At 42.0% G+C, this 23,197-nt stretch carries 24 protein-coding genes and 2 pseudogenes; all 26 read left to right on the forward strand.

Going from position 1 to position 23,197, the window contains the following annotated elements:
- Positions 1 to 18: 18 nt before the first annotated feature.
- Positions 19 to 1,200: an acetyl-CoA C-acetyltransferase gene (locus G358_RS0106940; protein WP_019636479.1), complete on the forward strand. Its 1,182-nt coding sequence runs from the start codon at positions 19 to 21 to the stop codon at positions 1,198 to 1,200.
- 33 nt (positions 1,201 to 1,233) lie between these two features.
- Positions 1,234 to 2,676, forward strand: a complete 1,443-nt coding sequence (locus G358_RS0106945) for a carboxylesterase/lipase family protein (protein ID WP_019636480.1) — start codon at positions 1,234 to 1,236, stop codon at positions 2,674 to 2,676.
- A gap of 103 nt (positions 2,677 to 2,779) precedes the next feature.
- Positions 2,780 to 3,232 carry a MarR family winged helix-turn-helix transcriptional regulator gene (locus tag G358_RS0106950; RefSeq protein ID WP_019636481.1) on the forward strand — a complete coding sequence of 151 codons (453 nt, stop codon included), beginning with the start codon at positions 2,780 to 2,782 and terminating at the stop codon, positions 3,230 to 3,232.
- A gap of 41 nt (positions 3,233 to 3,273) precedes the next feature.
- Positions 3,274 to 4,461, forward strand: coding sequence for a cytochrome P450 (locus tag G358_RS0106955; protein ID WP_019636482.1), 1,188 nt, complete (start codon positions 3,274 to 3,276; stop codon positions 4,459 to 4,461).
- Between the two features lie 25 nt (positions 4,462 to 4,486).
- Positions 4,487 to 5,692, forward strand: a complete 1,206-nt coding sequence (locus G358_RS29555; protein ID WP_019636483.1) for an MFS transporter — start codon at positions 4,487 to 4,489, stop codon at positions 5,690 to 5,692.
- Between the two features lie 65 nt (positions 5,693 to 5,757).
- A pseudogene (locus G358_RS33835) lies at positions 5,758 to 5,968 on the forward strand (sensor histidine kinase); the annotation flags it as partial.
- A gap of 102 nt (positions 5,969 to 6,070) precedes the next feature.
- Positions 6,071 to 6,593, forward strand: a pseudogene (locus G358_RS31210) (ABC transporter ATP-binding protein); the annotation flags it as partial.
- Between the two features lie 481 nt (positions 6,594 to 7,074).
- Positions 7,075 to 7,548 (forward strand): NUDIX domain-containing protein, encoded by a 474-nt coding sequence (locus G358_RS29565; RefSeq protein WP_019636485.1) that lies wholly within the window; start codon positions 7,075 to 7,077, stop codon positions 7,546 to 7,548.
- Positions 7,549 to 7,574: 26 nt separating this feature from the next.
- Positions 7,575 to 8,051 (forward strand): GyrI-like domain-containing protein, encoded by a 477-nt coding sequence (locus G358_RS0106975; RefSeq protein WP_019636486.1) that lies wholly within the window; start codon positions 7,575 to 7,577, stop codon positions 8,049 to 8,051.
- Positions 8,052 to 8,450: 399 nt separating this feature from the next.
- Entirely contained in the window at positions 8,451 to 8,825 is a 375-nt protein-coding gene (locus G358_RS0106985; RefSeq protein ID WP_019636488.1) for a VOC family protein, read from the forward strand.
- A 36-nt stretch (positions 8,826 to 8,861) separates the two neighbouring features.
- On the forward strand, positions 8,862 to 9,719 hold the full coding sequence (locus G358_RS0106990) for an HAD-IIB family hydrolase (protein ID WP_019636489.1): 858 nt from the start codon (positions 8,862 to 8,864) through the stop codon (positions 9,717 to 9,719).
- Between the two features lie 431 nt (positions 9,720 to 10,150).
- Positions 10,151 to 12,718 (forward strand): winged helix-turn-helix domain-containing protein, encoded by a 2,568-nt coding sequence (locus G358_RS0106995; protein WP_019636490.1) that lies wholly within the window; start codon positions 10,151 to 10,153, stop codon positions 12,716 to 12,718.
- 775 nt (positions 12,719 to 13,493) lie between these two features.
- Positions 13,494 to 13,727: a hypothetical protein gene (locus G358_RS0107000; RefSeq protein WP_019636491.1), complete on the forward strand. Its 234-nt coding sequence runs from the start codon at positions 13,494 to 13,496 to the stop codon at positions 13,725 to 13,727.
- A 194-nt stretch (positions 13,728 to 13,921) separates the two neighbouring features.
- Positions 13,922 to 14,230 carry a histidine phosphatase family protein gene (locus tag G358_RS33850; RefSeq protein WP_240479966.1) on the forward strand — a complete coding sequence of 103 codons (309 nt, stop codon included), beginning with the start codon at positions 13,922 to 13,924 and terminating at the stop codon, positions 14,228 to 14,230.
- Between the two features lie 29 nt (positions 14,231 to 14,259).
- Positions 14,260 to 14,451, forward strand: a complete 192-nt coding sequence (locus G358_RS34395) for a hypothetical protein (protein WP_338042678.1) — start codon at positions 14,260 to 14,262, stop codon at positions 14,449 to 14,451.
- A gap of 43 nt (positions 14,452 to 14,494) precedes the next feature.
- A complete protein-coding gene (locus tag G358_RS0107010; protein ID WP_019636492.1) occupies positions 14,495 to 15,466 on the forward strand; it encodes a copper amine oxidase N-terminal domain-containing protein in 972 nt (323 codons plus the stop codon).
- A 126-nt stretch (positions 15,467 to 15,592) separates the two neighbouring features.
- Positions 15,593 to 16,465 (forward strand): SDR family oxidoreductase, encoded by an 873-nt coding sequence (locus G358_RS0107015; RefSeq protein ID WP_019636493.1) that lies wholly within the window; start codon positions 15,593 to 15,595, stop codon positions 16,463 to 16,465.
- Positions 16,466 to 16,720: 255 nt separating this feature from the next.
- A complete protein-coding gene (locus G358_RS0107020; protein WP_019636494.1) occupies positions 16,721 to 18,181 on the forward strand; it encodes a hypothetical protein in 1,461 nt (486 codons plus the stop codon).
- A gap of 54 nt (positions 18,182 to 18,235) precedes the next feature.
- Positions 18,236 to 18,841, forward strand: a complete 606-nt coding sequence (gene cysC, locus G358_RS0107025; RefSeq protein ID WP_019636495.1) for an adenylyl-sulfate kinase — start codon at positions 18,236 to 18,238, stop codon at positions 18,839 to 18,841.
- Positions 18,842 to 19,054: 213 nt separating this feature from the next.
- Positions 19,055 to 19,525 carry a hypothetical protein gene (locus G358_RS0107030; RefSeq protein WP_205621516.1) on the forward strand — a complete coding sequence of 157 codons (471 nt, stop codon included), beginning with the start codon at positions 19,055 to 19,057 and terminating at the stop codon, positions 19,523 to 19,525.
- 89 nt (positions 19,526 to 19,614) lie between these two features.
- A complete protein-coding gene (locus G358_RS0107035) occupies positions 19,615 to 20,373 on the forward strand; it encodes an aminoglycoside adenylyltransferase domain-containing protein (protein ID WP_026342117.1) in 759 nt (252 codons plus the stop codon).
- A gap of 33 nt (positions 20,374 to 20,406) precedes the next feature.
- Positions 20,407 to 20,706 carry a hypothetical protein gene (locus G358_RS0107040; RefSeq protein ID WP_019636498.1) on the forward strand — a complete coding sequence of 100 codons (300 nt, stop codon included), beginning with the start codon at positions 20,407 to 20,409 and terminating at the stop codon, positions 20,704 to 20,706.
- A 195-nt stretch (positions 20,707 to 20,901) separates the two neighbouring features.
- Positions 20,902 to 21,408, forward strand: a complete 507-nt coding sequence (locus tag G358_RS0107045; RefSeq protein WP_019636499.1) for a GNAT family N-acetyltransferase — start codon at positions 20,902 to 20,904, stop codon at positions 21,406 to 21,408.
- Positions 21,409 to 21,429: 21 nt separating this feature from the next.
- Positions 21,430 to 21,993 carry a hypothetical protein gene (locus G358_RS0107050; protein ID WP_019636500.1) on the forward strand — a complete coding sequence of 188 codons (564 nt, stop codon included), beginning with the start codon at positions 21,430 to 21,432 and terminating at the stop codon, positions 21,991 to 21,993.
- Positions 21,994 to 22,106: 113 nt separating this feature from the next.
- Positions 22,107 to 22,757 carry an SMI1/KNR4 family protein gene (locus tag G358_RS0107055; protein WP_019636501.1) on the forward strand — a complete coding sequence of 217 codons (651 nt, stop codon included), beginning with the start codon at positions 22,107 to 22,109 and terminating at the stop codon, positions 22,755 to 22,757.
- An 81-nt stretch (positions 22,758 to 22,838) separates the two neighbouring features.
- On the forward strand, positions 22,839 to 23,042 hold the full coding sequence (locus tag G358_RS34500; RefSeq protein ID WP_420836049.1) for a VanZ family protein: 204 nt from the start codon (positions 22,839 to 22,841) through the stop codon (positions 23,040 to 23,042).
- Positions 23,043 to 23,197 lie beyond the last annotated feature (155 nt).

Below are 23,197 nucleotides of genomic sequence, written 5' to 3' on the forward strand. Positions count from 1 at the left end.
TAGAGAGGATGAGTGGTCATGAGCTGCAATGAAATTGTGATCATTGATGGAGCAAGAACGGCGTTTGCTAAATTTGGCGGTGCGTTCAGGAATCTGTCCGCTATTGAGCTTGGGGCGATTACGGCAAAAGAAGCACTAAAACGTGCTAAAGTGGAACCCGAGGAAATTGATCATGTGGTGTTCGGAAATGTGATTCAGTCCAGCCCGGATGCGGTCCTAATGGCTCGGCATGTCGGACTGAAAGCGGGCATTCCTAAAGAGGCTCCAGCGCTTATCGTAAACCGGCTGTGCGGTTCGGGACTGGAATCCATTACGCAGGCTGCAAGAATGATTATGACGGGAGAATCCGATATCGCACTTGCAGGCGGAGCCGAAAATATGAGTCAGATTCCGCACGTCATCCGCGGAGCCAGATGGGGAATTCCATTATTTGAGGCACCTATGCAGGACTACCTGTATGAAGCACTGTATGATCCCGTAGGCCAGGTCTATATGGCAGAAACAGGTGAAAATCTTGCTGTGCAGTACGGTTTATCTCGGGAAGAAATCGATCAGCATGCTGTATCCAGCCATAACAAGGCGTTAGCCGCCATGGAGGCTGGACGCCTAGGCGAGGAAATCGTTCCGATTGAGGTGCGCGAACGCAAGCAAACGATCGTGGTGGATCGCGACGAGCATCCGCGCCAAACCAGCATGGAGAAGCTCGCAAAGCTCGAACCCAAATTCAAGGCAGATGGTGTGGTTACAGCTGGCAATGCCAGCGGCATTAATGACGGGGCAGCCTCCGTGGTGGTGACTTCAGCAGAATATGCGGCGAGTCGAGGCTTGAAGCCGATTGCCCGATTGGTATCATGGGCCGTCGCAGGTGTAGATCCCAAGATCATGGGCATTGGTCCATGCCCGGCTATTCAGAAGGCATTGAAGCAGGCGGGTCTCTCTTTACAGGATATGGATCTGATTGAAATTAACGAGGCTTTTTCAGCACAGTACTTGGCTTGCCAAAAGCAGCTTGGTTTTGACCCAGCGATCGGAAATGTCAATGGTGGAGCCGTTGCTTTAGGTCACCCTCTCGGCGCTTCAGGAACTAGAATATCACTGTCCCTAATTTACGAACTAGGACGCAGAGGCAAGAAATACGGCATTTCTTCCTTATGTATTGGCGGAGGACAGGGCATCGCGGCCATTTGGGAAAGATTGTAGCTACTTTGTTTTCAAAAGGAGGAAGCTGGGAAAATGGTGAATTTAATCGCTGAGTGCGCGTATGGAAAATTAAAAGGGGAGCAGAACGGGGCTGTGATCTGCTGGAAGGGGATTCCCTATGCGAAAGCTCCCCTCCGCGATCTCCGATATGCTCCGCCGCAAGAGCCTGAACCATGGCAAGGGGTGCGTGATGCAACTGAATATGGATTTGCTTCGCTTCAGCCTATAAAGGGAAAGGTAATGGATGAAGATTGTTTATCCTTAAATATCTGGTCGCCAGGCGCAGATCATCGTCGACGTCCAGTTTTAGTGTGGATTCATGGCGGCGGCTTTATGGTAGGGGCTGGATCGGATCCCATGTTTGATGGCAAATCCTTCGCGGAGAAAGGAGATCTTGTTGTCGTTACGATCAATTACCGATTAGGCGCCATGGGATTTCTTTATCTGGATGAATGGGGAGGCACAGCATTTCAGGATTCAGGGAATCTTGGCATTCTGGATCAAATTGCTGCGCTAAAATGGGTGCAGCAGAATATATCCCCCTTCGGAGGGGATCCGAACCAAGTGACCATTTTCGGTGAATCCGCAGGCGGCCGAAGTGTCGGTCTTCACTTGGCCCTTCCTCAGTCGAAGGGACTCTTTCATCGAGCCATCATTCAAAGTGGAATGATTTCAACTTACCGCAGCAAATCGGATGCCAGCCGAATTACGAATGAGATTCTGAAGAAGCTGCAGATCAGTGCAGATCATTTGTACACATTAAGAACGATTCCAGCGGAACAGATTCTGGAAGCAGTACCGCCCTTAAGACCAGCCGTAGGTTTAGAGCCTACGTTTGAAGGTAACTTCTTCGCCAAAATGCCGCTTGCTGCTGCTGCCGATGGCTTCAACAAGGACATACCTGTCATCATAGGAACTACGCAGCATGAGGTTACACCGAACATGGACCCGGAATGGGCAGGGAAGAGTGATGAAGAGCTGCTGGCACTATTTAAACAACGAGTGGGGGATGTATTGCAGCAGGCGGTTTCCTTTTATTCCACAAAATACGATCAGGATCCTAGTTTGCTGCATCAGCTTGCCCGTTTGCTGACATTCCACGATTTCAATATACCAGCCATTAAGCTGGCTGAACACCGAAATTTACATCAAGCGCCGACCTGGGTTTATCGCTTTGACTGGACTTCGGAAGCAGCAGGAGGATTCGCATTTCATGGCATTGAGGTTCCATTTGTGTTCAATAACCTGGATGCGTCCAAAGCATTTACAGGGACAGCATCTGAGAGTCAGGCTGTTGCCGACCAGATTCATGCAGCTTGGATCGCATTTGCTAAGACGGGAAGCCCTAACGGGCCAGGCCTGCCAGTTTGGTCACCCTACAGCAGCGAGGAGAGGGAAACGATGCTATTTAATAAGGAGAGCAAGCTTGCTCGGGATCCCAACTCCGATGAGCGAGAGTTCTGGGAGCAAGTCTAACAACATCATCAAAGATATATTTAGGATGCTTCCTTCTTTTTCAGTATAATTGTTAGGGTCCTAACAAAGGGAGCTGTTATATGTTCGCATTAGGAGGCTTTCTATGCATAACAATCACCTATCCAGCGCTTGGTTCGGAACATGGTTTCGAAAGATATCACTATACTTAACCAATATTATGGACAAAATATTGGCTCAACATGGGATCACTAGCTCACAATACTGGATCTTAAAGCTGCTGTGGGAGAAGGAGGGTGTCACCCAAAAACAGCTCGTTCAACACCTCGGTGTAAGAGGGGCATCCTTAACAGGAATGCTCGATAGTATGGAAGCTAGAGGCTGGGTGCTTAGAAAACTGCATCCTAAAGATGCAAGGGTGAAGCTCGTTTATTTAACACCAGAGGGAAAGGCACTGGAAGCTGTCGTGCTTGATTTAATCATGACGAATGAAGAAAACCTGAGTAAGGGGTTTAGCGCGGAAGAAAAAGTGCTGCTGAGATCCATGTTGAATCGAGTGTGGACCAATTTAGAGGAAGCCAAGAAGCTATTTGGATAGATAGTTTGAGAACGTTCACTTGCTTAAGGAGGCGTTTATCTATGAATAAAAGTGTTGCGCATGATTTTGACGCAGTGACAGAAGAAACGTTCACAAGCATGCATGAGACCTTTGCTGAACTGCGGTCAAAATGTCCTGTCGCACATAGTAACGATCTAGGTGGATTTTGGGCAGTGTTGAAGTATGAAGATGTTGTCAATGTGCTGAAGGATCCGGCAACCTACGTTACCTCTGTGCAGAATGTGGTGCCTAAAGTGTCTACGACAGGGCGCAGGCCGCCCCTGCATTTAGACCCGCCAGAGCATACGCCATATCGCAGAGTGCTGGATCCGTTCTTTACAGACGAGAAGATGGAAGACTTAAGAGATCGAGTGCAAACCACGATTGTGAATCTGCTTGATCCGTTTATTCAAAAGGGAGGCGGGGATATTTGCGAAGAATTCTCGCACAAACTGCCAGGCTATGTGTTTGCTGAATTTTTTAACTTATCCAAAGAAATGTCCATGACGATCCGCGGGGTCACACAACAATATGTAAAAGCGCTGCATGTCATGGATAAAGACAATATTCAGAAATACAGTCAGGAGCTGTACGAGATCGCACGGCGAATTATTGAAGACCGGAAGCTAAATGCCTATGATCCATCCATTGATGTGGTAACCGCCTACCTGCAAAAAACATATAAGGGGAAGCCGCTTCCGGATGAACTCATATTAGGAACCATCCGTCAATTAATCGTAGTAGGGATGATTGCTCCGGTTATTTTCATGGGCAGCATCAGCGTTCATCTCGCAGAGAATCCCGATGTACAGAGTATGCTCCGGAAAGAACCTTCGCTTATACCTGCGGCTGTTGAAGAGTACTTAAGACTCTATACCCCATATCGAGGTTTTGCCAGAACAGCCGCGCGGGATGTGGAAATTGGCGGACGGACGATCAGAAAAGATGAACCGATTGCAGTCGTGTTCAGCTCGGCGAATCGTGACGAAGCGGTTTTTCCGAACAGCGGCCAGTTTATGATAAACCGCCCCAATATAAAGGATCATATTGCATTCGGCAGCGGTCCGCATCGCTGTCCAGGGGCGCCGTTAGCTCGTATGATGTTCCAGATTGCATTGAAAGAACTTCTTGTCAGAACGAAGCATATTGAATTAGCGGGAGACATCACGATGACCAGATGGCCTGAGTGGGGAGCTCAATCGGTTCCGCTTAAAGTGGATCCTGCCTAAGAAACAGATCCAGAAAGGAGCTTTAATGAGCTGGCAGCGTACCTTATGGATCTTATGGATGGCGAATTTTAGTACAGCAACAGGCATTAGTATGATTCTTCCGTTCCTGCCTTTATATCTAGGGGAACTTGGTGTCACAGATGAGTCGGAAGTTTTGCTTTGGTCAGGTTTTATTTTTTCAGCTCAAGCACTTACTAGTATTTTTTTTCAACCGATATGGGGCTCCTTTGCAGATCGGTATGGTCATAAGCTGATGCTGATGCGGGCTGGAATATTTGGCAGCATCATCACGATGCTGATGGGGTTCGCAGGCGGACCATGGCACTTGCTGCTGCTCCGTATGGCTAACGGGGCTGCATCCGGATTTATACCGATGGCTGTCTCGATGCAAGCCGCGGTCACACCTGATCAGCATACAGGAAAAGCACTAGGGACCCTTCAAACCGGGGTGACCGCCGGGATGCTGATCGGTCCGCTCATTGGCGGGGTGATGGCCGGCTTTTTTGGATTTCGTACGGTTTTTATCCTGACTGGATTTCTGTCCCTCGTCTCTACTCTGATTGTTGGCATTTATGTCAAGAACAATAAACCGAAGCAGAGAGAAGCCAAAGAGACACCAGCCCAGGGATGGTCTGTCATGCTGCCGCTGCTGCCTATCTTTGCTGCTACCATGCTGACACAATTAGCAATGATGTCTATACAGCCCATCATCCCGATCTATGCCGCATCTTTAACTGACGGTTCCCATACGGAATTGATTGCTGGTCTGGTCATTTCAGTCGCTGGCATTGGCACATTAATTGGATCTCCCATATTAGGAAGGATGGGGGACGCCATCGGACAGCGAGCTGTTCTCATCTTCTCGCTCATCATGTGCGGGATGACCTTTATTCCCCAAGCCCTGACGAGCAGCATCATTGTATTGCTGGCCAGCCGTTTCTGCTTAGGGTTATTCATTGGAGGAATGCTGCCCTCCCTGAACACACTGATCAAAAAGCTTGCCCCGCAGCATATGCAATCCAGAGCGCAGGGATTAAATGCATCAAGTCAATTCATTGGCAATTTAACAGGCCCGATTATGGGAAGTGTCATATCAGCCAGCTTTGGATTCAGATCTATATTTTTCATTACCATGGGGCTGCTGTTCGCAAATGCGATAATTATTTGGATGAACCAAAAGCTTAAGCAGCAAATTAAGGAACACGAAGCTCAGCAGGATCCAGTCATTTAAGACTATGGAAGTGCAAATAAGTTTTGCTTCAATAAATGGATAAATATCCTTGTTCACAACAGAAAGTCTCTATTCACATTCAGGTGTTAAATACGATAATCAAAGTCGTCATTTCGGATAACGGTAAGGGCGCACGAAAAGTAATCAAAGGTCTCGGAATTATCGGAATGGAGGAAAGCTGCAGTAGTAAATGGAACCGTCATCGTTGATGGCTCACAAGGTTTTTCAGTTACGACATTAATTCCATATGAGAATCCTAATAATAAATTGAAGTAAATTAATGAAGATTCTCATCGTACAGGATGAACTTGTGCACTACTGCAGGTTCATCCTTTTTATTATTATGAATGTATCTTAAGAAAGAGGGAAGGGTGCAGAATGAACGTTCTGGAAATCACAAAATTAACCGAAAAAGTTCGATGATTTCATCGCAGTTGACAATATTTCGTTCTCTGTCCGACCAGGTGAGATTTTTGGTTTTCTTGGACCGAACGGTGCTGGGAAAAGTACAGTCAATCATATGATATCCTCGTTACTATCGATGACAAGCGGGCAGATTACATTTTTGGGCAAGGATATTACCGAGCAAGGCAAGTTTGCCAAAGCAAACATCGGTATCGTTCCACAAGAATTGGCTATTTATGAGGATATGTCAACTAATGAGAATGTAGCATTTTTTGCGGGCTTATATGGGTTAAGGGGGGCGCAGTTGAAGAAAAGTGTAGAGGAAGCGCTGGTTTTTGTCGGTCTTGGCGATAAAATGCAGATGCATCCCAAAAACTTCTCGGGCGGTATGAAAAGAAGGTTGAATATCGCTTGTGCAATCGCGCATAAACCAACTCTAATCATTATGGATGAATCCACCGTAGGGATTGATCCGCAGTCGAGGAACTACATTTTGAACATAGATTCAGATCCAGAATGGATTGGTACGATGATTTCCTTTGATATTGAAGAGGAGAACGGGAAGTCTTTTATTACTTTGCGTCATTCGAACTGGAAAGAAGTAACGCCATTTTATCGATCCTGTAACTACAACCGGGCTATTTTCCTTTATAGTCTCAAATCCTATTGTGAAGATGGCGAGGGTATCCCGTATCATAAACGAAAGTTCTAATAATTTAAGTTATACTGCTCATTCCACTAATGAGGAGCGAAAGCTTAAAACCGCCTTTTCACCAAGGCGGTTTTCTTATGGTCAAATATGAACATTAGAATTTAATCAACTGGGCTATCTCCCCTCGGTTGTTAGATGTATAATCATGGAAGAAGCTTAGACAACTAACGACCCAGCCTAAGATAAGAGCTATCTAGGGCTGGGTCGTTTCGTGTATACAATACGTGATATGACATAACTAAAAACAAAGAATGAGGTGACCAGTATGGGGATGTCAGATTACTACAAAAACCTTAGAGAAAAACTTGGGAATCAGTTATTGTTTATGCCGTCAGTAGTAGGCATTATACGGAATAAACAAGGTGAAATTCTTTTTGGCAGAAAACACAATGAGGAGAACTGGGGTTTAATTGCTGGAGCTATTGAGATAGGGGAGAACCCTGCTCAGGCAATGGTCAGAGAAGCATTCGAAGAGACAGGGCTTGATGTTGAGCCGGATCGGATCATTGGAGTATATGGTGGAGAAGAACGACGATTTACTTATGATAACGGACATCAAGTTGAATACTTAACGATAGTATTTGATTGCAAAATCAGGGGTGGACAGTTAAATCCATTTAATGAAGAAATGAAGGATCTTAAGTTCTTTCCTGAAGACCAGATACCACCGATTGCAAACAAATACCCAGATTACATCTTCAGTTCGGATCAAGGAGAAAGAGCACATTTTATAAAATAATTTGATTGGAAAGGAAGGCATTTATCATGCAAAGACAAAAACTTGAGAAATTTAAATCTGAATTAACAACACGGGAATATTCGTTGATCGGTCAGAGCATTACAGCTAATTTTCCGAGTGGATTTCCTGACGCTGCCCTGAAAGTACAGTTGGAGTTCGTTGAAAGAAGAAGTGAAATTATAAATTCCAAGGACAAGGAAGTATTGCTCTCACCGTATATGTGTAATGGAATTATTGCTACATATTTTGCTTGTTTGGAAGTCAGTGATTTGACCGATATTCCGGAAGGGATGATTGGATTCACTATGCCTGCCCAAACCTATGCAAAGATTAATTGTACAAACAAATCGATTGGCGAGGCGTACGATAGGATTTTCAAATGGATGAGTGAGAAAGGGTATGTTCAGAGATTTCTAGAAAACACGTTCCCAATAGAGATTTTTTACTTTGAAGAGAATGTGGAAGAAGAAGATGTTGAAATTCTAATACCGATCAGAACTTAAATCCTTAAGGCGATGACATTGCAACAACCAGGAGGAAGTGCTTATGCTATACGATTTACAGGGTGAATCAACCATGTCACCTATTGTAGGAATCCTATACTCTGCTGTAAAAGAGAATAACCAACGACTACAACTCATCACTGAAGGCATGCCACTCAGCAACCATTCGATGGGGAATATGGCATATTGCTGATCATAGTCGTTATCATCAGGCTCACATTAATCAGCTTAGAACATGGTATAGAGAAAACAATACAATACATATTTAATTTACCGATAAAATTGGAAGTCGGTGGTCAAGTGTGAAGATAAGGGAAGCAGAACTTTAAAGTTATTTCGACTCAGACAACACGTGACTATCACTTTGTGTAAAATGGTTATTTTGAGGAGGATTAACGGATGCTGGTACCGCAGCTTTATTTAAACGGCGCTTGTTCTGAAGCTATCGAGCTTTATAAGAAGACCTTTGGATCAGAAGTTGACAGTATTATGTATGACCCTGAACAGGAGCCTGAAAAGTTTGTTATTCACGCGGAAATGCATATTTTGGGCACTAGGATAATGTTAAGTGATTATGGTGGGTCTATAGAGACATCAACTGACTCCACTATGGAAATAGTCGCAATTTTTCATAACGAGCAATCATTACGAGAGGCTTATCAAATAATTAATGTAGAAAGTAAAACGATCACTCCAATTGGACCCATATTCTTCAGTCCCTGTTTAGTATCCTTTATTGATAAGTTTGGAGTTAGATGGTGCTTTATGGTGTAAGGGAGTGTGATGCAAAGACCATAGGAGGTGTGAAATTTGAGTAAAATATTCATAACAGATCTAGATGGCACTCTATTAAGATCCGATCAAACGATGTCTGACTTTACGGTTCATGTTCTAAATTTTGCTATTCAGGAAGACTACATTATTAGTTTTGCTACCGCCAGAGGGTTAATAAGTGCATATAGTGTAGTTTCTGATATCGCGTGGAAGCATCCAGTCATTTTATATAATGGTGCACTACTATTTGATGTTATTAACAACAAGGTGATCGATGGATATTTTTTGGACACTGATTTGACAAACGAGATCATACATAGAGGCAACAAACATGGTTGTTCACCTTTTTACTTTTTATTGGACTCTACGAATAAAGAACGTGTATATCACGAGAAATTAACTTCATTCGGTATGATTGAGTTCCTAAAGAGCCGTACCAATGATCCAAGGTTCATGGAAGTGGGTGAACTTGAATCGTCCGATGATGAAAGGACATTAGCTTTGACGTTTATTGGTGAGCTGGATGATTTATTGCCGCTTAAAGAAGAAGTTAGCTCTGTATTAGGGGATAAGGTAAACCTCCATATTATGAAAGACTATTATATTGAAAATCAATACTTTCTTGAATTCAGTCATCCACTTGCTTCAAAATGTGAAGGTTTAAAAATGTGGGCAAAGCATATGAATGTAGAAATTAAGGATATTTGTATATTTGGCGATAATCTCAATGATTTAGGACTATTTGAGGTTGGTGGCCAGAAAATAGCAGTGTCTAACTCGCATGCAGACATTTTGAGAATTGCAGATACGGTCATTGAAAGTAATAATGAAGATGGCGTGGCCAAATTTATAAAGGAATGTTTGATGGCGCGCGGGGACTTTGCTCAATCATGAAAGAAACTCAGACAACTAGCGACATAACCTCGTATGGTTTATATTACAAAAGGCTCATATATGGTCACAGGAAGCAGGTTGGAAACCAAGACAGTCAGATTTGTAGAACTGTCGAAGGTGGCTAAGACACCTACTAGCTCGGCATTCCTGCAGCGGGGCTAATTATGGTTGACAGTGAAAGTGATGATGACGAGGAAACCTGGGAAGTCATAACCAAATAGCAGTAAGCGGCTGGTTACAACAAGAACCAGTCGCTTATTTTTTTATCCTCTTATCTGTCAAGCGGGGGAACGTCTTCATTACTATTTTTTTTCATTTGATCTCCCTGTCATATCCTATGTTTCTAATGACTTCAAGTTTTCGTCAAGTATATAATGTTATTTAAAAGGTGAACATATTAAATTTTTATTAAAAAAGGAAGTGATCGTGCGATGATTATCACTACCAAATTACATATTCCGCGAGCGCGGACTGAGCTTATTACGCGTTCTCGTCTCATTCATCGTCTGCATGAAGGATTAAACCATGTGCTGACCTTGGTTACAGCGCCAGCCGGATACGGCAAAACAACGCTGCTCAGCGAGTGGTCGACGACGATGGAATGTCCGGTCGCCTGGGTATCGCTGGACCAGGGAGATAACGATCGCATACGCTTCTGGGCGCATACGATTGCAGCGCTCAAACAAGCTTACCCGGCTTTCGACGAACAGGCCGTACTTCGCTTTGCCGCGGAAGACGCACTAGGCAATTCGTTAGTTGCTGCGCTCGTGAACGGGTTGCATCGCTTATCACATACGGTCGTGCTCGTATGGGATGATTTCCACCATATCGAGGATCCGGCGATCCAGAAGGGAATTGTGTACTTGCTAGATCGCCTTCCGCCCCATGTTCATCTCTATATTGCAAGCCGAATCCAACCGGCACTGCCTCTATCCAGATTGAGGGTGGAAGTTGGGCTGAATCGGATTGATGCGAACGAGCTCCGCTTCGTTTCGGAAGAAACGTCCGAATTTTTCTTGAAATGCGGCGGTGTGAAATTGTCCGGCAAAGAAGCATCTGCCGTACAGCAGCAAACCGAAGGATGGATAGCCGCGATGCGCTTGATGGTCTTATCCTTGCATGATAATGCCGATCCTGTAAAGATTGTTTGCAGAACGACGGGAACGGATCGCGACATAGCTGATTATTTTTTCGAAGAAGTGTTATCCCAGCAGCCTGAGACGATGATGCAATTTCTTCTTCAAACGTCAATATTAGAACGTATGACAGGCGAACTATGTATGGCAGTAACCGGAATTTCCGAGAGCGCCGCGTATTTGCAGCGGTTGGAACAGGAAAGCTTGTTTCTTGTGCCTTTGGACGAGCGCCGGGAATGGTACAGGTACCATCATCTGTTTCAGCAATTTTTGTCAGCACAACTGAAAATACGGGAACCGCAGCGGTGGAAGGCACTTCACCTTGCGGCGGGTAGGTGGCTTGAAGAGAATGGCTATACGCGTGAAGCGGTAGATCATTATTTGGCAGGGGAGGGTTTTGTATCTGCGCTTTCGTTGTTAGAAGTCATTGCGCCGGAGCTAATGATCAATGAATGGACGACGCTATTTACGTGGCTAAGCGCTATTCCTGATCCGCTGTTTTTGGCTAAGCCGAGGATGCTGCTGACCAAGCTTGCTGCACAGTATTTAGCCGGGCAGACTGAAGCGGCCACAGACGGATACTGGCAGGTAGTTCGCGGGCTGGAAGAGGGCGCATCGTCCGTTTATCCTGATGAAAGTGGGATGCTGCAAGCCGGACTGGCTTTTCTAGCCGCATTTCGCACGTTTTTAGACAGGGATTTTGAGTATGCCGTCCAATATTCGAAGGAATACGTGGAGAGACATCCGGTAGGCGATTTGTTTATTGGGTTTGGAAGCGGCCAGGATGGCTATCATCCAGTGTGGGATGTTTATGTATCGGATGATAGTCTTCGATTAGCAGATCAGGTCCTGACACCCTTGCTGTCCCTTTGGTCCGAAACCCGAAATGTGTACTTTATCGCTCATTTGTGCATTGATATTGGAAAATTGCAGTATGAACGCAATCGTCTGGACGAATCGGAGAAGTATATGCGAATAGCGCACGATATCGGAAGCTCGCATGACAATTTCAGCCTGCTGACCATCGCAACGCTCTGGCTAGCGCACATCTCTGCTGTAAAAGGAGACATGAAGACTGCACAAGTAATGATGCATAAGATCACCCAACAATCGGCATTGCAAGCAAGTCCACAGTTGACCGGGAAAGTCGCATGGTTTTCAGCGCTCCAGGGCAGAGTACTAGGAAAAGAGCGGCTGGTGAGACAATGGCTGAGAACGAGCGATCTACGAGCCGAGGATGAAATTCCCTTATCGATGATTAAGGAATACGATTTGCTCGCTTGCTTCCTGGCAGAGCAGGGAAAGACCGATGAAGCCGTTGCTTTATTGGAGCGGCTCCTCTTTATTGCCAGTGAAGCAGGAAGGCATAGTGATAAGATCCGGTTTCTCGTTCATAAGAGCATGGTTCTTTCCTTTCGGGGCGAGCTTGTGCATAGTATGGATGTATTGGAAGAAGCGCTCGCGTTGGCATGGCCGGAAGGATACATCCGCACTTTTGTAGATGAGGGAGCGCCGCTCGGACAATTGTTGGAACAATATATGAAACTGCGTCAAAATCAACATCGCCGCCCTGCCAGGAAGGTTCCTTTGTCTTACGTGAAGCGGCTGTGGCGACTCATTTTCCAATTCGATAGACGGATCGATGATTTAGTTCCAGAAGAAGGAAATATACCTGCTTTAACAGCAAAAGAACAAATTGTGCTTCGTTTAATGGAAACAGAGATGTCAAACAAAGAAATTGCCCACAATCTAAATGTGTCTCTCGCAACTGTCAAAACGCATATTCATAACATTTATAACAAACTGCAGGCCAAAGACCGTTTGCAAGCGCTGGAACGTGCCAGAACACTAAAGTTGTTCTGAGTCGTTCCTCTTTTTTTGTATAAATTATCTCAATCTTTTTGCTCTTTGCTACAGATAGGGTTGATCATAACCGAAAGGGAAGTGTGTACAGTAAATTGGATGAAAATATTAAGAGATAAACTTAGGGGGTATTGTATGAGATGGATTCATTGGGAAGAAGCGTAGACAATCATACAATGTAATACGGGGAGAGGCCTAGTGAGGTTGTGCATCATTTTTTTGCTGTTTATGCAGTTGTTTCTGCTTATGGTACCAGAAAGACTAGATGAAATTTAACTGCTTGCAGTGCATTCCGTTAAGTAGATTAGGGATGATTTTACTCGTGGGGCTAACAAAATAAAGGAAATAGTAATTTGACAAGGAATAACAATATTGTAGGTTTATTCACACTTCGGGCCATACAGCCCATAGTTCGGCAGAGGTTAGTAGATTCGGCAATATTATGGATTTAAGGGCAATTGTAGGTTCTAGACCTTTAATTATGGTAGGGGCTTGCGTGTTAATATTCAATAAGGATAGAGAGTCGCTTCTTCAAAGGAGAACAGACACAAATGATTGGGGAACTATAGGCGGTCTGAACTGAAATATTTTTCTTTGAGCCAACCGATCGTAAATATAAATCCATTTACAGAACATTATCTTTGAAAAGCAGGATACATCACGGAGTGGTAAAGTAATATGACTTCAGTTATGGGAATGAATCGGCTTCAGGCAAGGCCTGTTTGTTTATATAATTTTGTTGAAATACAACACCACTACAGATTGGATTGATAATATGAGTAATATTGATAAACGAAATAGGTTTAACGAAGAAGTCTTCACCTATAAGAGAACGAAAGATAATAAAGTTTTTATTTATTGGATGGGGAAGCAAGTTACTATACTTACTGGCAAGGCGAGCGATAAATTTTTAAAAGCGATAGAAGGTAAAAATCATTTGGAAATCCAGTTAGTTCTAGCTAAATTGACAGGAAATTTTAAACGTGGAAATGAGAAAGACGGTAAATAAATGTGGAAACCATAAGGAAGACATTTTCAATTACGATCGAAGAAGCTTGGAATCTCATCACACATAAAGGATAGAATACATGGTTAGGTGAAACTCTTCTTTTAGTATGCATATGGGTCAGAAATATATGACGAGTGAGGGGATTTCGGGGGAAATACGGGTTGTGAAGCAGTATCAGCTGGGTGATTTACTTAGTGAGGCATGCGGAATCTCCTTATGTCGCTGGAGAAGAACGATCAAGAGGATTATCCACTAAAGGGAAAGCAGACGCGCTTAAAGTTAGAACGATACTACAGAATACCAGCATAGATGTTTTTGTATCCAGTCCCTATGAAAGGGCTATTCAAACTATAAGGGATGCTACCGGAAATCATGACATTGAAATATTTGAAGACCTGAGAGAAAGACAAATTGGAACAATACCTGATCATAAATTTAAAGAAGCAAAGTTAAGGTATATCAGGAATTCGATTTTTCTTTCCTATAAGGTGAATCTTCAATAAGTGCTCAACAAAGAGCGATCAAGACATTTATAGATTTACTCAAAACGTATGAAGGAAAGAACATTGTAATTGGCACTCATGGAGATATAATGACGCTGATTCTGAATTGTTTTGATAAATCGTATAATTATGAATTTTGGAAATCAACTACAATGCCTGATATTTATAGACTTGAATTTCAAGGAACTGACTTGATTAATGTAACAAGAGAGTGGAAGTAATATAGGCGTTTCCGGAGTACAAAAAAAATGGAGGTTGGGCTTTATGAAACGGTTTATGATCACAATGACATGTGTGATAATTTGCACGATGTGTTTCAGTCTCTCGGCATTTGCGGCCAAAGAAATTAAAATTATAGTGAAAAATACACAACTGCGACCGGATAGCGCCCCAGTAATCATTCAAGGCAGGGTGATGGTTCCGCTTCGAGCCGTCTCTGAGGCTCTTGGTGCCTCAGTCGAGTGGAATAAACAAACGAAAACAGCTGCTATTTCCAAATGGTCTCAAAAGGCTTGGCTAACCGTTGGTAAAAAAACAGCATTGGTCACATATGGACTGTTCGAGCCAGAGGAAGTTCCATTAGATACTTCAGTCAAGTCGCTCAGTAACCGCGTGTACGTTCCTTTGAGATTTATAGCAGAACAATTTGGCTACAACGTAAACTACGCCAACAATACCGTTTCTATTCAATCCCCGTTGAATGAGGCTCAGCGGGCCAAGCTCTATTCGGGCGACTTGTCGGTAAGCAGACAAATAGCCATAGATACAGCATACAATGGCCGTAATTATAGGCATACACCGTTAAAAACGTTACACCCGTATTTAGATTACAGCACGGCATTTCTGTTTCCCGAGGGAGAGGCGCTGCGGTTTTTCGTTATTGAAGGAGATGAAACTATAACATTGTTCGAATATGAGGATGATTTTCTGGTTGCTACTTGGCAGGCTCATTTCGAAGAGATAGGTTTAGATGTTTTTCAACAGCTGATTGGTGATCGACTCAAAGACCGCACTGGACCTACACCGAAAATAGGCAAGCCCTTTCTCTATTATTTAGAAAATCCTTTCGGAGGAAGCAATCGTAAGGAATCAGGGCACATTGATACGGATGGCTCTTATACTCTAATTGGCTACAACAACCAGTCAGGCGGAGGCCCGATTGAAGAGTTTGGAACGGTATCACTCGTGCTGCCTAATGAAGTTCGGAAGGAAAGCTTAGAGATACCACATAACTAAGGAAATGGAATGGAGACTTATGAGATGAGATTGCAAACAGACCCTATCAAATAATTGCTTGAAGCGGTGCATTAAAAACATTAAGATAAGATCAGAATTATACTTAGGGTTGGGGGGATTCGTATAATGAAGATATTGGTTACTGGTGCAACAGGAAAGCTAGGGACAAAAATTGTTGAAACCTTATTGAATTCAGTACCTGTGGATCACCTGGCCGTAAGTGTCCGCAACCCCGAGAAAGCTGAAGGATACCGAGCTCGGGGTGTGGAAGTACGCCAAGGCGATTTTGACCGTCCAGAAACGTTGGAGTCTGCATTTGCTGGTATCGACCGCTTATTAATAATTTCCGCGGACGGAGATAATGAAACTCGAATTCGGCAGCACAGCAACGCGGTTGCAGCAGCTGAACGCGCTGGAGTTAAATTTATAGCATATACCAGTTTAGCCAATGCAAAAGAAAGCAATATGTTCCTGTCTCCGCCACATAAGGCAACAGAAGAGGCCATTTTAGAAACAGGAATTCCATACTCCTTCCTGCGGAACAACTGGTATTTGGAAAATGAGATTTCAAGCATTCAAGGAATTATGGCCGGGGCTCCTTGGGTAACATCAGCGGGTTCCGGTAAGGTCGGATGGGCCCTGCAGCAGGAATATGCAGAGGCGGCCGCGGCGGTACTAGCTAATAACGGTCACGAGAATACGATCTATGAACTTTCAGGCGAGCTCATGACGCAGGAACAATTCGTCTCAGCCCTCAGCGATGTTTTAGGCAAGGAAATACCTATACAACAGGTTGACGACGCTGCTTACGCTAATATCATGAAAAGTGCGGGCGTTCCGGATTTTCTTATTCCGTTTCTCGTAAGCATTCAACAAGGCATTCGAGTAGGCGGGTTAGAGGTTAAAAGCAATGATTTCGAGAAATTGCTTGGCCGTCCGGCTACCCCAGTCCATGAAGCTTTAGCTCAAGTCGTCAACGGCATAACAAGTGCCATGTAAGTTCGCGTTGTTATGAGATTCCCACTACAAGCTTTAGCTTACATTCTAGTTAAATAAGCATGGAAAAGTTATGAGTCAAATGACCCAGCCAAGATGAGAGCAATCTTGGTTGGGTCATTTTGTATTTCTTCAAATGATCTTCTAAGAATGATAAGTAGTACATACATGTGTTAAGTATTTTTTTGATTCAAATAACATAGATATTCAATTATGAAGGATATTCAGTTGAATAAGTGATGCTGAGAGGTAAAAAATATGAAATACGCATTGGTAGCTACAACCAGTCATCTCATTCTTGTTGATCTTGAAAGCGGCCGTGCTACTCCGATTGAAAGTGATCGTCAGGAGTACTATGGAATATCATGGTTTGAGAATGAAGATCATCTTGTGTTATCTCATAGTGGGATTGATAATTCAAATTTAATTGACATCGCCTCATACGCTTTATCCGAACAAGGCTGGATATCTGCAGGTGAAATAAGAAGTCCTGCTTTTTTATCCGCCCCTCATCAAATTTTATGTACACCGGACGGAAAAGTTGTTTGCACCAATACAGGGCGTAATGTCATAACGACCATTGATTTATCTAGACCAGGTTTCTTTCATGAAATCGGCTTAAGCTCAGAACGGTGGGATCGGCTATTCCCAGATGTTTACAGCGGCGATCATCTTAATTCAGTGTTCATCAAAGATCAAAAATTATATGTTATTGCTCACAGATTTAATAAAGGATCATGGCTTGGTGTGTTGTCTTATCCAAACATGCAGTTATTGGAAATTCAGAACTTAGGACCAAGAACTGGCCTTCATAATATATGGATTACAGATCAGGGTCAAAAAATTAGTTGTGATTCAAATAATGGCAGCTTAATTGATCTAGATGAGAAGTTGCCTCTTTGGGTTTCTGGCGCGCCTATTTTTACACGAGGTCTAGCTGCCCATAGAAATTTCATTATAGTTGGTGAAAGTCAGCAAACAGGGAGGGATTTAAGACGCGGTTCTATGAGTGGATTATGGATCGTTGATCGTAATAATTGGAAAACAATTGATCACATTCTCCTTGGCCATTATGGGGCCGTTAATGAAGTTCGCCTTCTTGACGTACCTGACTTAGCTCACCATAATGTGCCATTTTCCGGCCTTGGAAAGCTTCTTGAACGAGAAGGAATTCTGATAGAAGGTTCCCGGAAACGTTTTGATGCATACAATAGGGCTTACGAAAAGCAGGCTATCTGGAGCAATTACGAAATTATTCTTGGTTCTCCTCAGGTTGGCGATGATGGATATTTATATACTGGAATAGATCAGTTATCCATCGTGAAAAAGTTACAGGAAGATAACCATATTTCGTTCAACTATTGCTTCTCGGGAGAAGAAAATTTAAATGAACGGCATATTTCTGCTGTACTCGACTATCGAGGAAATGACGAAGATACAAATATGACATTATTATTAATTCAGCCTAGTTCTCCGTCGGAGTCCTATCTAACCATTTGGAAAAATGATGGTGCCGCATGGACTAGACTAACCAATTTTGTAAATACTGGATTGCCGTTTTCAGGACATGTAAAAGTTGAAGAAGTTAACAGGGATATTCATGTTTATATTAATGGAGAAAAATTGACTACATTTAATTATGAGGAAATTTTTGAACAACAGAGAACTGGGGCATTTGGCGTAAGATGGGTGGGATCAGGGGTAAAACTAATATTATAGAGCCATTCTTCATATTTTACATGTCAAACCAATTCGTTTCTTATGGAGGAGTTTATGGAGAATACAGCTAAGAATGTATTTCGACAAGCTGTAAAAATAAATAAAAAAGACCGTCAGGAGAAAAAGGGAAATAAGAGTTTTGTAATTTGGTTCACGGGACTATCGGGTTCCGGGAAGACAAGCTTGGCAAATGAAGTAGAGTATTTACTTTATAATAGAAACCTATCAACTTATCTTTTAGATGGGGATAATATTAGACTTGGATTAAATCGCGATCTGGGTTTTCTTCCAAAGGATAGAAAAGAAAACATTCGGCGTATAGCTGAAGTATCTAAGTTATTTGTGGATGCTGGCATAATATGCATAACAGCATTTATCTCGCCATACTTGTCTGAACGTGAATTTGCTCGCTCCATCCTTGAATCGCAGGAATTTATAGAGGTCTATGTGAAATGTCCTATAGAAGTTTGTGAAACAAGGGATCCAAAAGGATTATATAAAAAAGCTCGAAGTGGAGAAATAATAGAATTTACCGGAATTTCTGCACCGTATGAGGAACCGGGAAATCCAGAAATTACAATTGAATCTCACAAAGTTTCAATCGTTGATGCTGCTTATCAAATAGTTGCATATTTAATAGAAAATAAGTTAATCCATTAGATATACTTCATCATGATACAGTTTTTTTGAAAATATTGTATAATTGTGGAATAAAGCTCGGCAGGTAACCCCAAAGGTTTGAGTACATTGATACTACTGGAATCACAATCAGTGTGCTGGGTTGTGTAGTGAATATCATTAGACAGGATCCAAACTATCTAATGATTTATGGGAATCGCTATAAATTTTTACAAACTTCGTAAAGGAGATATTATGTTGGGACATTTAGGTTTCTCCTACGTAGGACTGATTTATTTATTGATGTTATTTATCCCAAATATCATTTGGAGCAAAAAACAACCAGTTGATCATGTCAAAACTAATGAAAATAAAATATTAGTATGGTTTGAGCGAGTTGGACAAGTAGGCTGTACAGGTAGTGTAATCATTTTTAGTGATTTTAACATTGACGTGTTCTCAGCGTGGAGCTGGTGGCTAATTTCATCATTTTTACTAATGATTCTTTATGAAATTTGTTGGATTAGATATTTTACTAATGAACACACAGAGGAAAATTTTTATCGCAGCTTCTACGGAATTCCTATACCTCTTGCCAGTCTGCCAGTTATAGCCTTTTTGTTATTAGGCATTTATGGGAAGGTCATTTGGCTGATTGCATTTACTCTCCTCCTTGGTATAGGACACATCGGAATACATATTCAGCATTTGAAAGAGGTAAAATAAGGTCCTTTGAATAATACCATTTGTGGATACGAGGTCGCTATTGAGAATTGCCGCAAGTCCAAAAAATAAACAGGGCGGGTAGAAAAAGAATGAATCAACAAGTTGTTTTAAACAGTGTAACTAGTCTCTTACAAAATGAGTTATTGGGATCCCTCACAGGGGTTTATTTACATGGCTCAATGGCAATGGGGTGTTTTAATCCCTTAAAAAGTGACATAGATATTTTAGTATTAGTAAAGGAAAAGCAATCCAGGGATACCTACCGGAAAATTGCTGAAAAGCTTATTCAGCTTGAAGAAAATTTAAAAATAATTAAAGGATTTGAATTAAGTGTAGTATTGGAAACGTATGCTGATGATTTTGTATACCCAACACCTTTCGAATTTCATTATTCTGCATACCACAAAGAAAAATATATAACGGATGAGAACTATTTCTGTGGAGGATATGATGATCCCGATTTAGCAGCTCACTTTGTTGTAATATACAATCGCGGGATTGTACTTTCTGGAAAACCAATTAAGGAAGTATTCAAGCCTATAGATCGCAGATATTACATCGATTCGATTAAGTCTGATGTTGAAGGAGCAGTAGAAGAAATTACTGAAATGCCTGTTTATTATGTATTGAATCTGTCAAGGGTTCTTCTTTATTTAAAAGAATCGGTCATTTCTTCGAAAAAAGAAGCAGGAGAATGGGCTCTTAATGAGGTGCCCAATCCATATAAAGATACTATCGCTCAATGTCTAGCAATGTATGAAAATGGATTGGAGAATTTAAATCTCGACGAGAAGATGCTCTTAAACTACATGGAATATATGCATAAAGAAATTAAAAAATATATGTGATTGAGGACTTGTGTTTCATGAAAGAAGGCGGGGGTGGATTATCTTTACTCACTTGTGCATGAACAGATTTATGGAATAGATTTGGCTGAGGAAGAAGCAGTCGGACTGATGGATCGGATTTCGGGACGGAGTCACGGGCATCTAATAACCCAGAACCTGCCTAGCGGGCTAGGACAAATTGGATTTACGGATAGAAAGATGCCTATTAGCGGGGATGGGGAATTCTACAAGGCACTTCTTTTTCATAGGGACGAAAATGGTGTGATTACCGGAAGAATTGTGGTACTGTCACTAGGGGGTTGGAAAATACCTCCAGGCATTGATGGCAGATGAATCTTAATCGTTGTTTGAATGTATTTCAGAAATGAATTTAGTTTTCAATCCGCTATTAGGGGATAGCGCCTCTGCGTAAATAAATGTATAATTAAGGAAAATGACTTGAGCAACAAACGACCCAGCCTAAGATAAGAGCGATCTAAAAGGCTGGGTTTTGTTATTGCCAAAATATGTACAAAGTAGGTTGTTTAAATGAAGGCTGAATTAAAAGAACTGAGTGAAACGGATGGTCAGGATATTTTTGAGATGATACGAGAAATTTTAGGGGAGAATGGTTTTACAGGCCATTTTCCGGATCAGGATTATGAAGAATTCAAAAGAAGTTTGCCGCGCTTTGTTCAAATTTCGAGAGGGAAAGAACTCCCCGATGGTTATGTGCCGCAGACGATTTACTGGTTGTATGTCGATGACAGACCCGTTGCATATGGGAAGCTTAGGCACCAACTCAATGAGAGTTTGCTAATGTATGGAGGCCATGTTGGATACATTGTCAGGCCAACTGAGGGAGGGAAAGGATATGGGAAGCTTTTTCTCAGCAAAATGATTGAGGAAGCAACCAAACGAAGTATTTATGAGCTATTAATTACTTGCGATGAAATCAATGAACGCTCCAGGAAAGTAATAGAAAGAAATGGTGGGGAGCTTGATTCCATAACAAATGGAATCTGTCGTTACTGGATCAGGCTAGACGCACAATAAATATCTAGGGGCGACTCAAGGATGAACGCACAATATCATCAGCAGATAGCAGAGATGGTTTTTGCTCAAAGAAGTTATCTTTTTTTTAAAGCGGATGCGGTTATTTATCACCCTGGTCATTTTCCTGAATTGAATCAACAAATTGCAGAGCTCTATTTAAATGAGGGATTTGAAAAGATATATTTACCAAATGTATATAACAAATTTCTCGAAGCCGTTGAATATGACTATCATGTAGCTAGATTAGCTGAATTAGGGATACCCTCAGAAGTAATTTTCCCCATAGAGGGACAGTATCAGAATGGAAACGATGTGGTTAAATCAGCAGTAACTAATCTCCCTGCGAATGAGCAGAATATTTTATTAGCCGGGAAGGCATTCTTTTGTAGAAGATTTTTAATATTAGCAGCACTTCATGGACGAGAAGATTGCGTGTTTGATGTATATCCATTAATTGATCATAGAGATATACATCGTAATAATTGGGCGCTTACCGAGAAGGGGAGAAATCGGGTCATAAATGAGATGATGGTAATCCAAGAAATTATTAATGGCTCCCGCCGGACAAACTCAGTTATGAACTAGATCTGTATCATTATTATGAGAAGAATATTGGGCCGAAGTAATCGGAAAAGCTACGGCTATTCATACGAACGGCTGATTTTGCAACTAATATCGACTGGATTGGAGGAGTACCCATGGACTTTGGGTTATTAATAGATAGAATCAATGCTACTTCAAATAGGATTATTGAAATTGGTGGTAAAGTCCGAGAGTTAGTCATAGATGAACCCGCAAGGGAAATCGATATCTTAAAAGTTGAAGAAGAGCTAGGATTCAGACTTCCGTATAGTTTTAGAAAAGCGATGTTAGAGTTTTCGTCTAATTTTAGTTTTCGGTGGTTTTTACCCGATGAATATAGCTTGCCTGATAATTTAAGGGGAATATTCGGAGGAACACCTCACTTGGGATTAGACCTTACGGTTGATTTGGATAAAGAGAGGAAAGAATGGGTCGAAAATGTTTTCTTTAATCCCCATGATCCATACGACAGAGTTTGGCATAATAAGTTGGCTTTTTTAAGCGTAGGCAACGGAGACTATATCGCGTTTGATTTAAATGGGGATGAGGATCCACCAGTTGTTTATTTAAGTCATGATGATGGGACAGGCCATGGATACATTCTAGGAAACAATTATATTGATTTCCTTAACAGATGGTCGAGGCTTGCTTTTGTGGGTGGAGAAGATTGGCAGTGGTTGCCTTTTGTAGCTAATAAGCAAGATGGATTAAATCCTAATAGTGAAAATGCTGAAGAGTTTAGAAATAGCTTAGGTTTAAAAATATAATGGTGACTATTGAGAATATTGGAACTATAACCCGACTCCATTTCTGGGAAATATAGTACCTTTCGTTCCGATGGGTTTTTTATATCAGGCTTTACAAGGATTCGCAGAAAATATGTTACAAGCGTGGTTTGCTTAGCTATCATCGTAGGAATAGAGGCTCTTCAGTTTATTACTATGCTTGGTTATTTTGATGTTGATGATATTATTCTGAACTTCGTAGGTTGTTTGATTGGCACTAGCATGTACGATTTAGTTCGTTATATAAAAATAAGGGTACAACTGTGAGAGTAAAATATTTCGAGAGTTAAAAAGATGAATAAAGGGCGTTCCTGCAGCAATGAGGTATTACAGCGTTAGACGCAAAGGTAAAACAGATAACAAATAAGAAATGGAATTGTACTTCTCATTGGACTAGCAGGAATTATTGGGAACCAAAATGC

This window comes from Paenibacillus fonticola DSM 21315 (assembly GCF_000381905.1).
GTDB lineage: Bacteria > Bacillota > Bacilli > Paenibacillales > Paenibacillaceae > Fontibacillus > Fontibacillus fonticola.

Bases quoted from the DNA above. Each gene is read 5' to 3' on its own strand.
- G358_RS0106945 (WP_019636480.1), top strand. From the start codon at position 1,234: ATGGTGAATTTAATCGCTGAGTGCGCGTATGGAAAATTAAAAGGGGAG.
- G358_RS0107030 (WP_205621516.1), top strand. From the start codon at position 19,055: ATGTTGGGACATTTAGGTTTCTCCTACGTAGGACTGATTTATTTATTG.
- G358_RS0107050 (WP_019636500.1), top strand. From the start codon at position 21,430: ATGAACGCACAATATCATCAGCAGATAGCAGAGATGGTTTTTGCTCAA.
- G358_RS0106950 (WP_019636481.1), top strand. From the start codon at position 2,780: ATGCATAACAATCACCTATCCAGCGCTTGGTTCGGAACATGGTTTCGA.
- G358_RS0107015 (WP_019636493.1), top strand. From the start codon at position 15,593: ATGAAGATATTGGTTACTGGTGCAACAGGAAAGCTAGGGACAAAAATT.
- G358_RS0107045 (WP_019636499.1), top strand. From the start codon at position 20,902: ATGAAGGCTGAATTAAAAGAACTGAGTGAAACGGATGGTCAGGATATT.
- G358_RS0107000 (WP_019636491.1), top strand. From the start codon at position 13,494: ATGAGTAATATTGATAAACGAAATAGGTTTAACGAAGAAGTCTTCACC.
- G358_RS0107020 (WP_019636494.1), top strand. From the start codon at position 16,721: ATGAAATACGCATTGGTAGCTACAACCAGTCATCTCATTCTTGTTGAT.
- G358_RS29565 (WP_019636485.1), top strand. From the start codon at position 7,075: ATGGGGATGTCAGATTACTACAAAAACCTTAGAGAAAAACTTGGGAAT.
- G358_RS0107055 (WP_019636501.1), top strand. From the start codon at position 22,107: ATGGACTTTGGGTTATTAATAGATAGAATCAATGCTACTTCAAATAGG.
- G358_RS0107035 (WP_026342117.1), top strand. From the start codon at position 19,615: ATGAATCAACAAGTTGTTTTAAACAGTGTAACTAGTCTCTTACAAAAT.
- G358_RS0106940 (WP_019636479.1), top strand. From the start codon at position 19: ATGAGCTGCAATGAAATTGTGATCATTGATGGAGCAAGAACGGCGTTT.
- cysC (WP_019636495.1), top strand. From the start codon at position 18,236: ATGGAGAATACAGCTAAGAATGTATTTCGACAAGCTGTAAAAATAAAT.
- G358_RS0106955 (WP_019636482.1), top strand. From the start codon at position 3,274: ATGAATAAAAGTGTTGCGCATGATTTTGACGCAGTGACAGAAGAAACG.
- G358_RS0107010 (WP_019636492.1), top strand. From the start codon at position 14,495: ATGAAACGGTTTATGATCACAATGACATGTGTGATAATTTGCACGATG.
- G358_RS0106985 (WP_019636488.1), top strand. From the start codon at position 8,451: ATGCTGGTACCGCAGCTTTATTTAAACGGCGCTTGTTCTGAAGCTATC.
- G358_RS0106975 (WP_019636486.1), top strand. From the start codon at position 7,575: ATGCAAAGACAAAAACTTGAGAAATTTAAATCTGAATTAACAACACGG.
- G358_RS0106995 (WP_019636490.1), top strand. From the start codon at position 10,151: ATGATTATCACTACCAAATTACATATTCCGCGAGCGCGGACTGAGCTT.
- G358_RS29555 (WP_019636483.1), top strand. From the start codon at position 4,487: ATGAGCTGGCAGCGTACCTTATGGATCTTATGGATGGCGAATTTTAGT.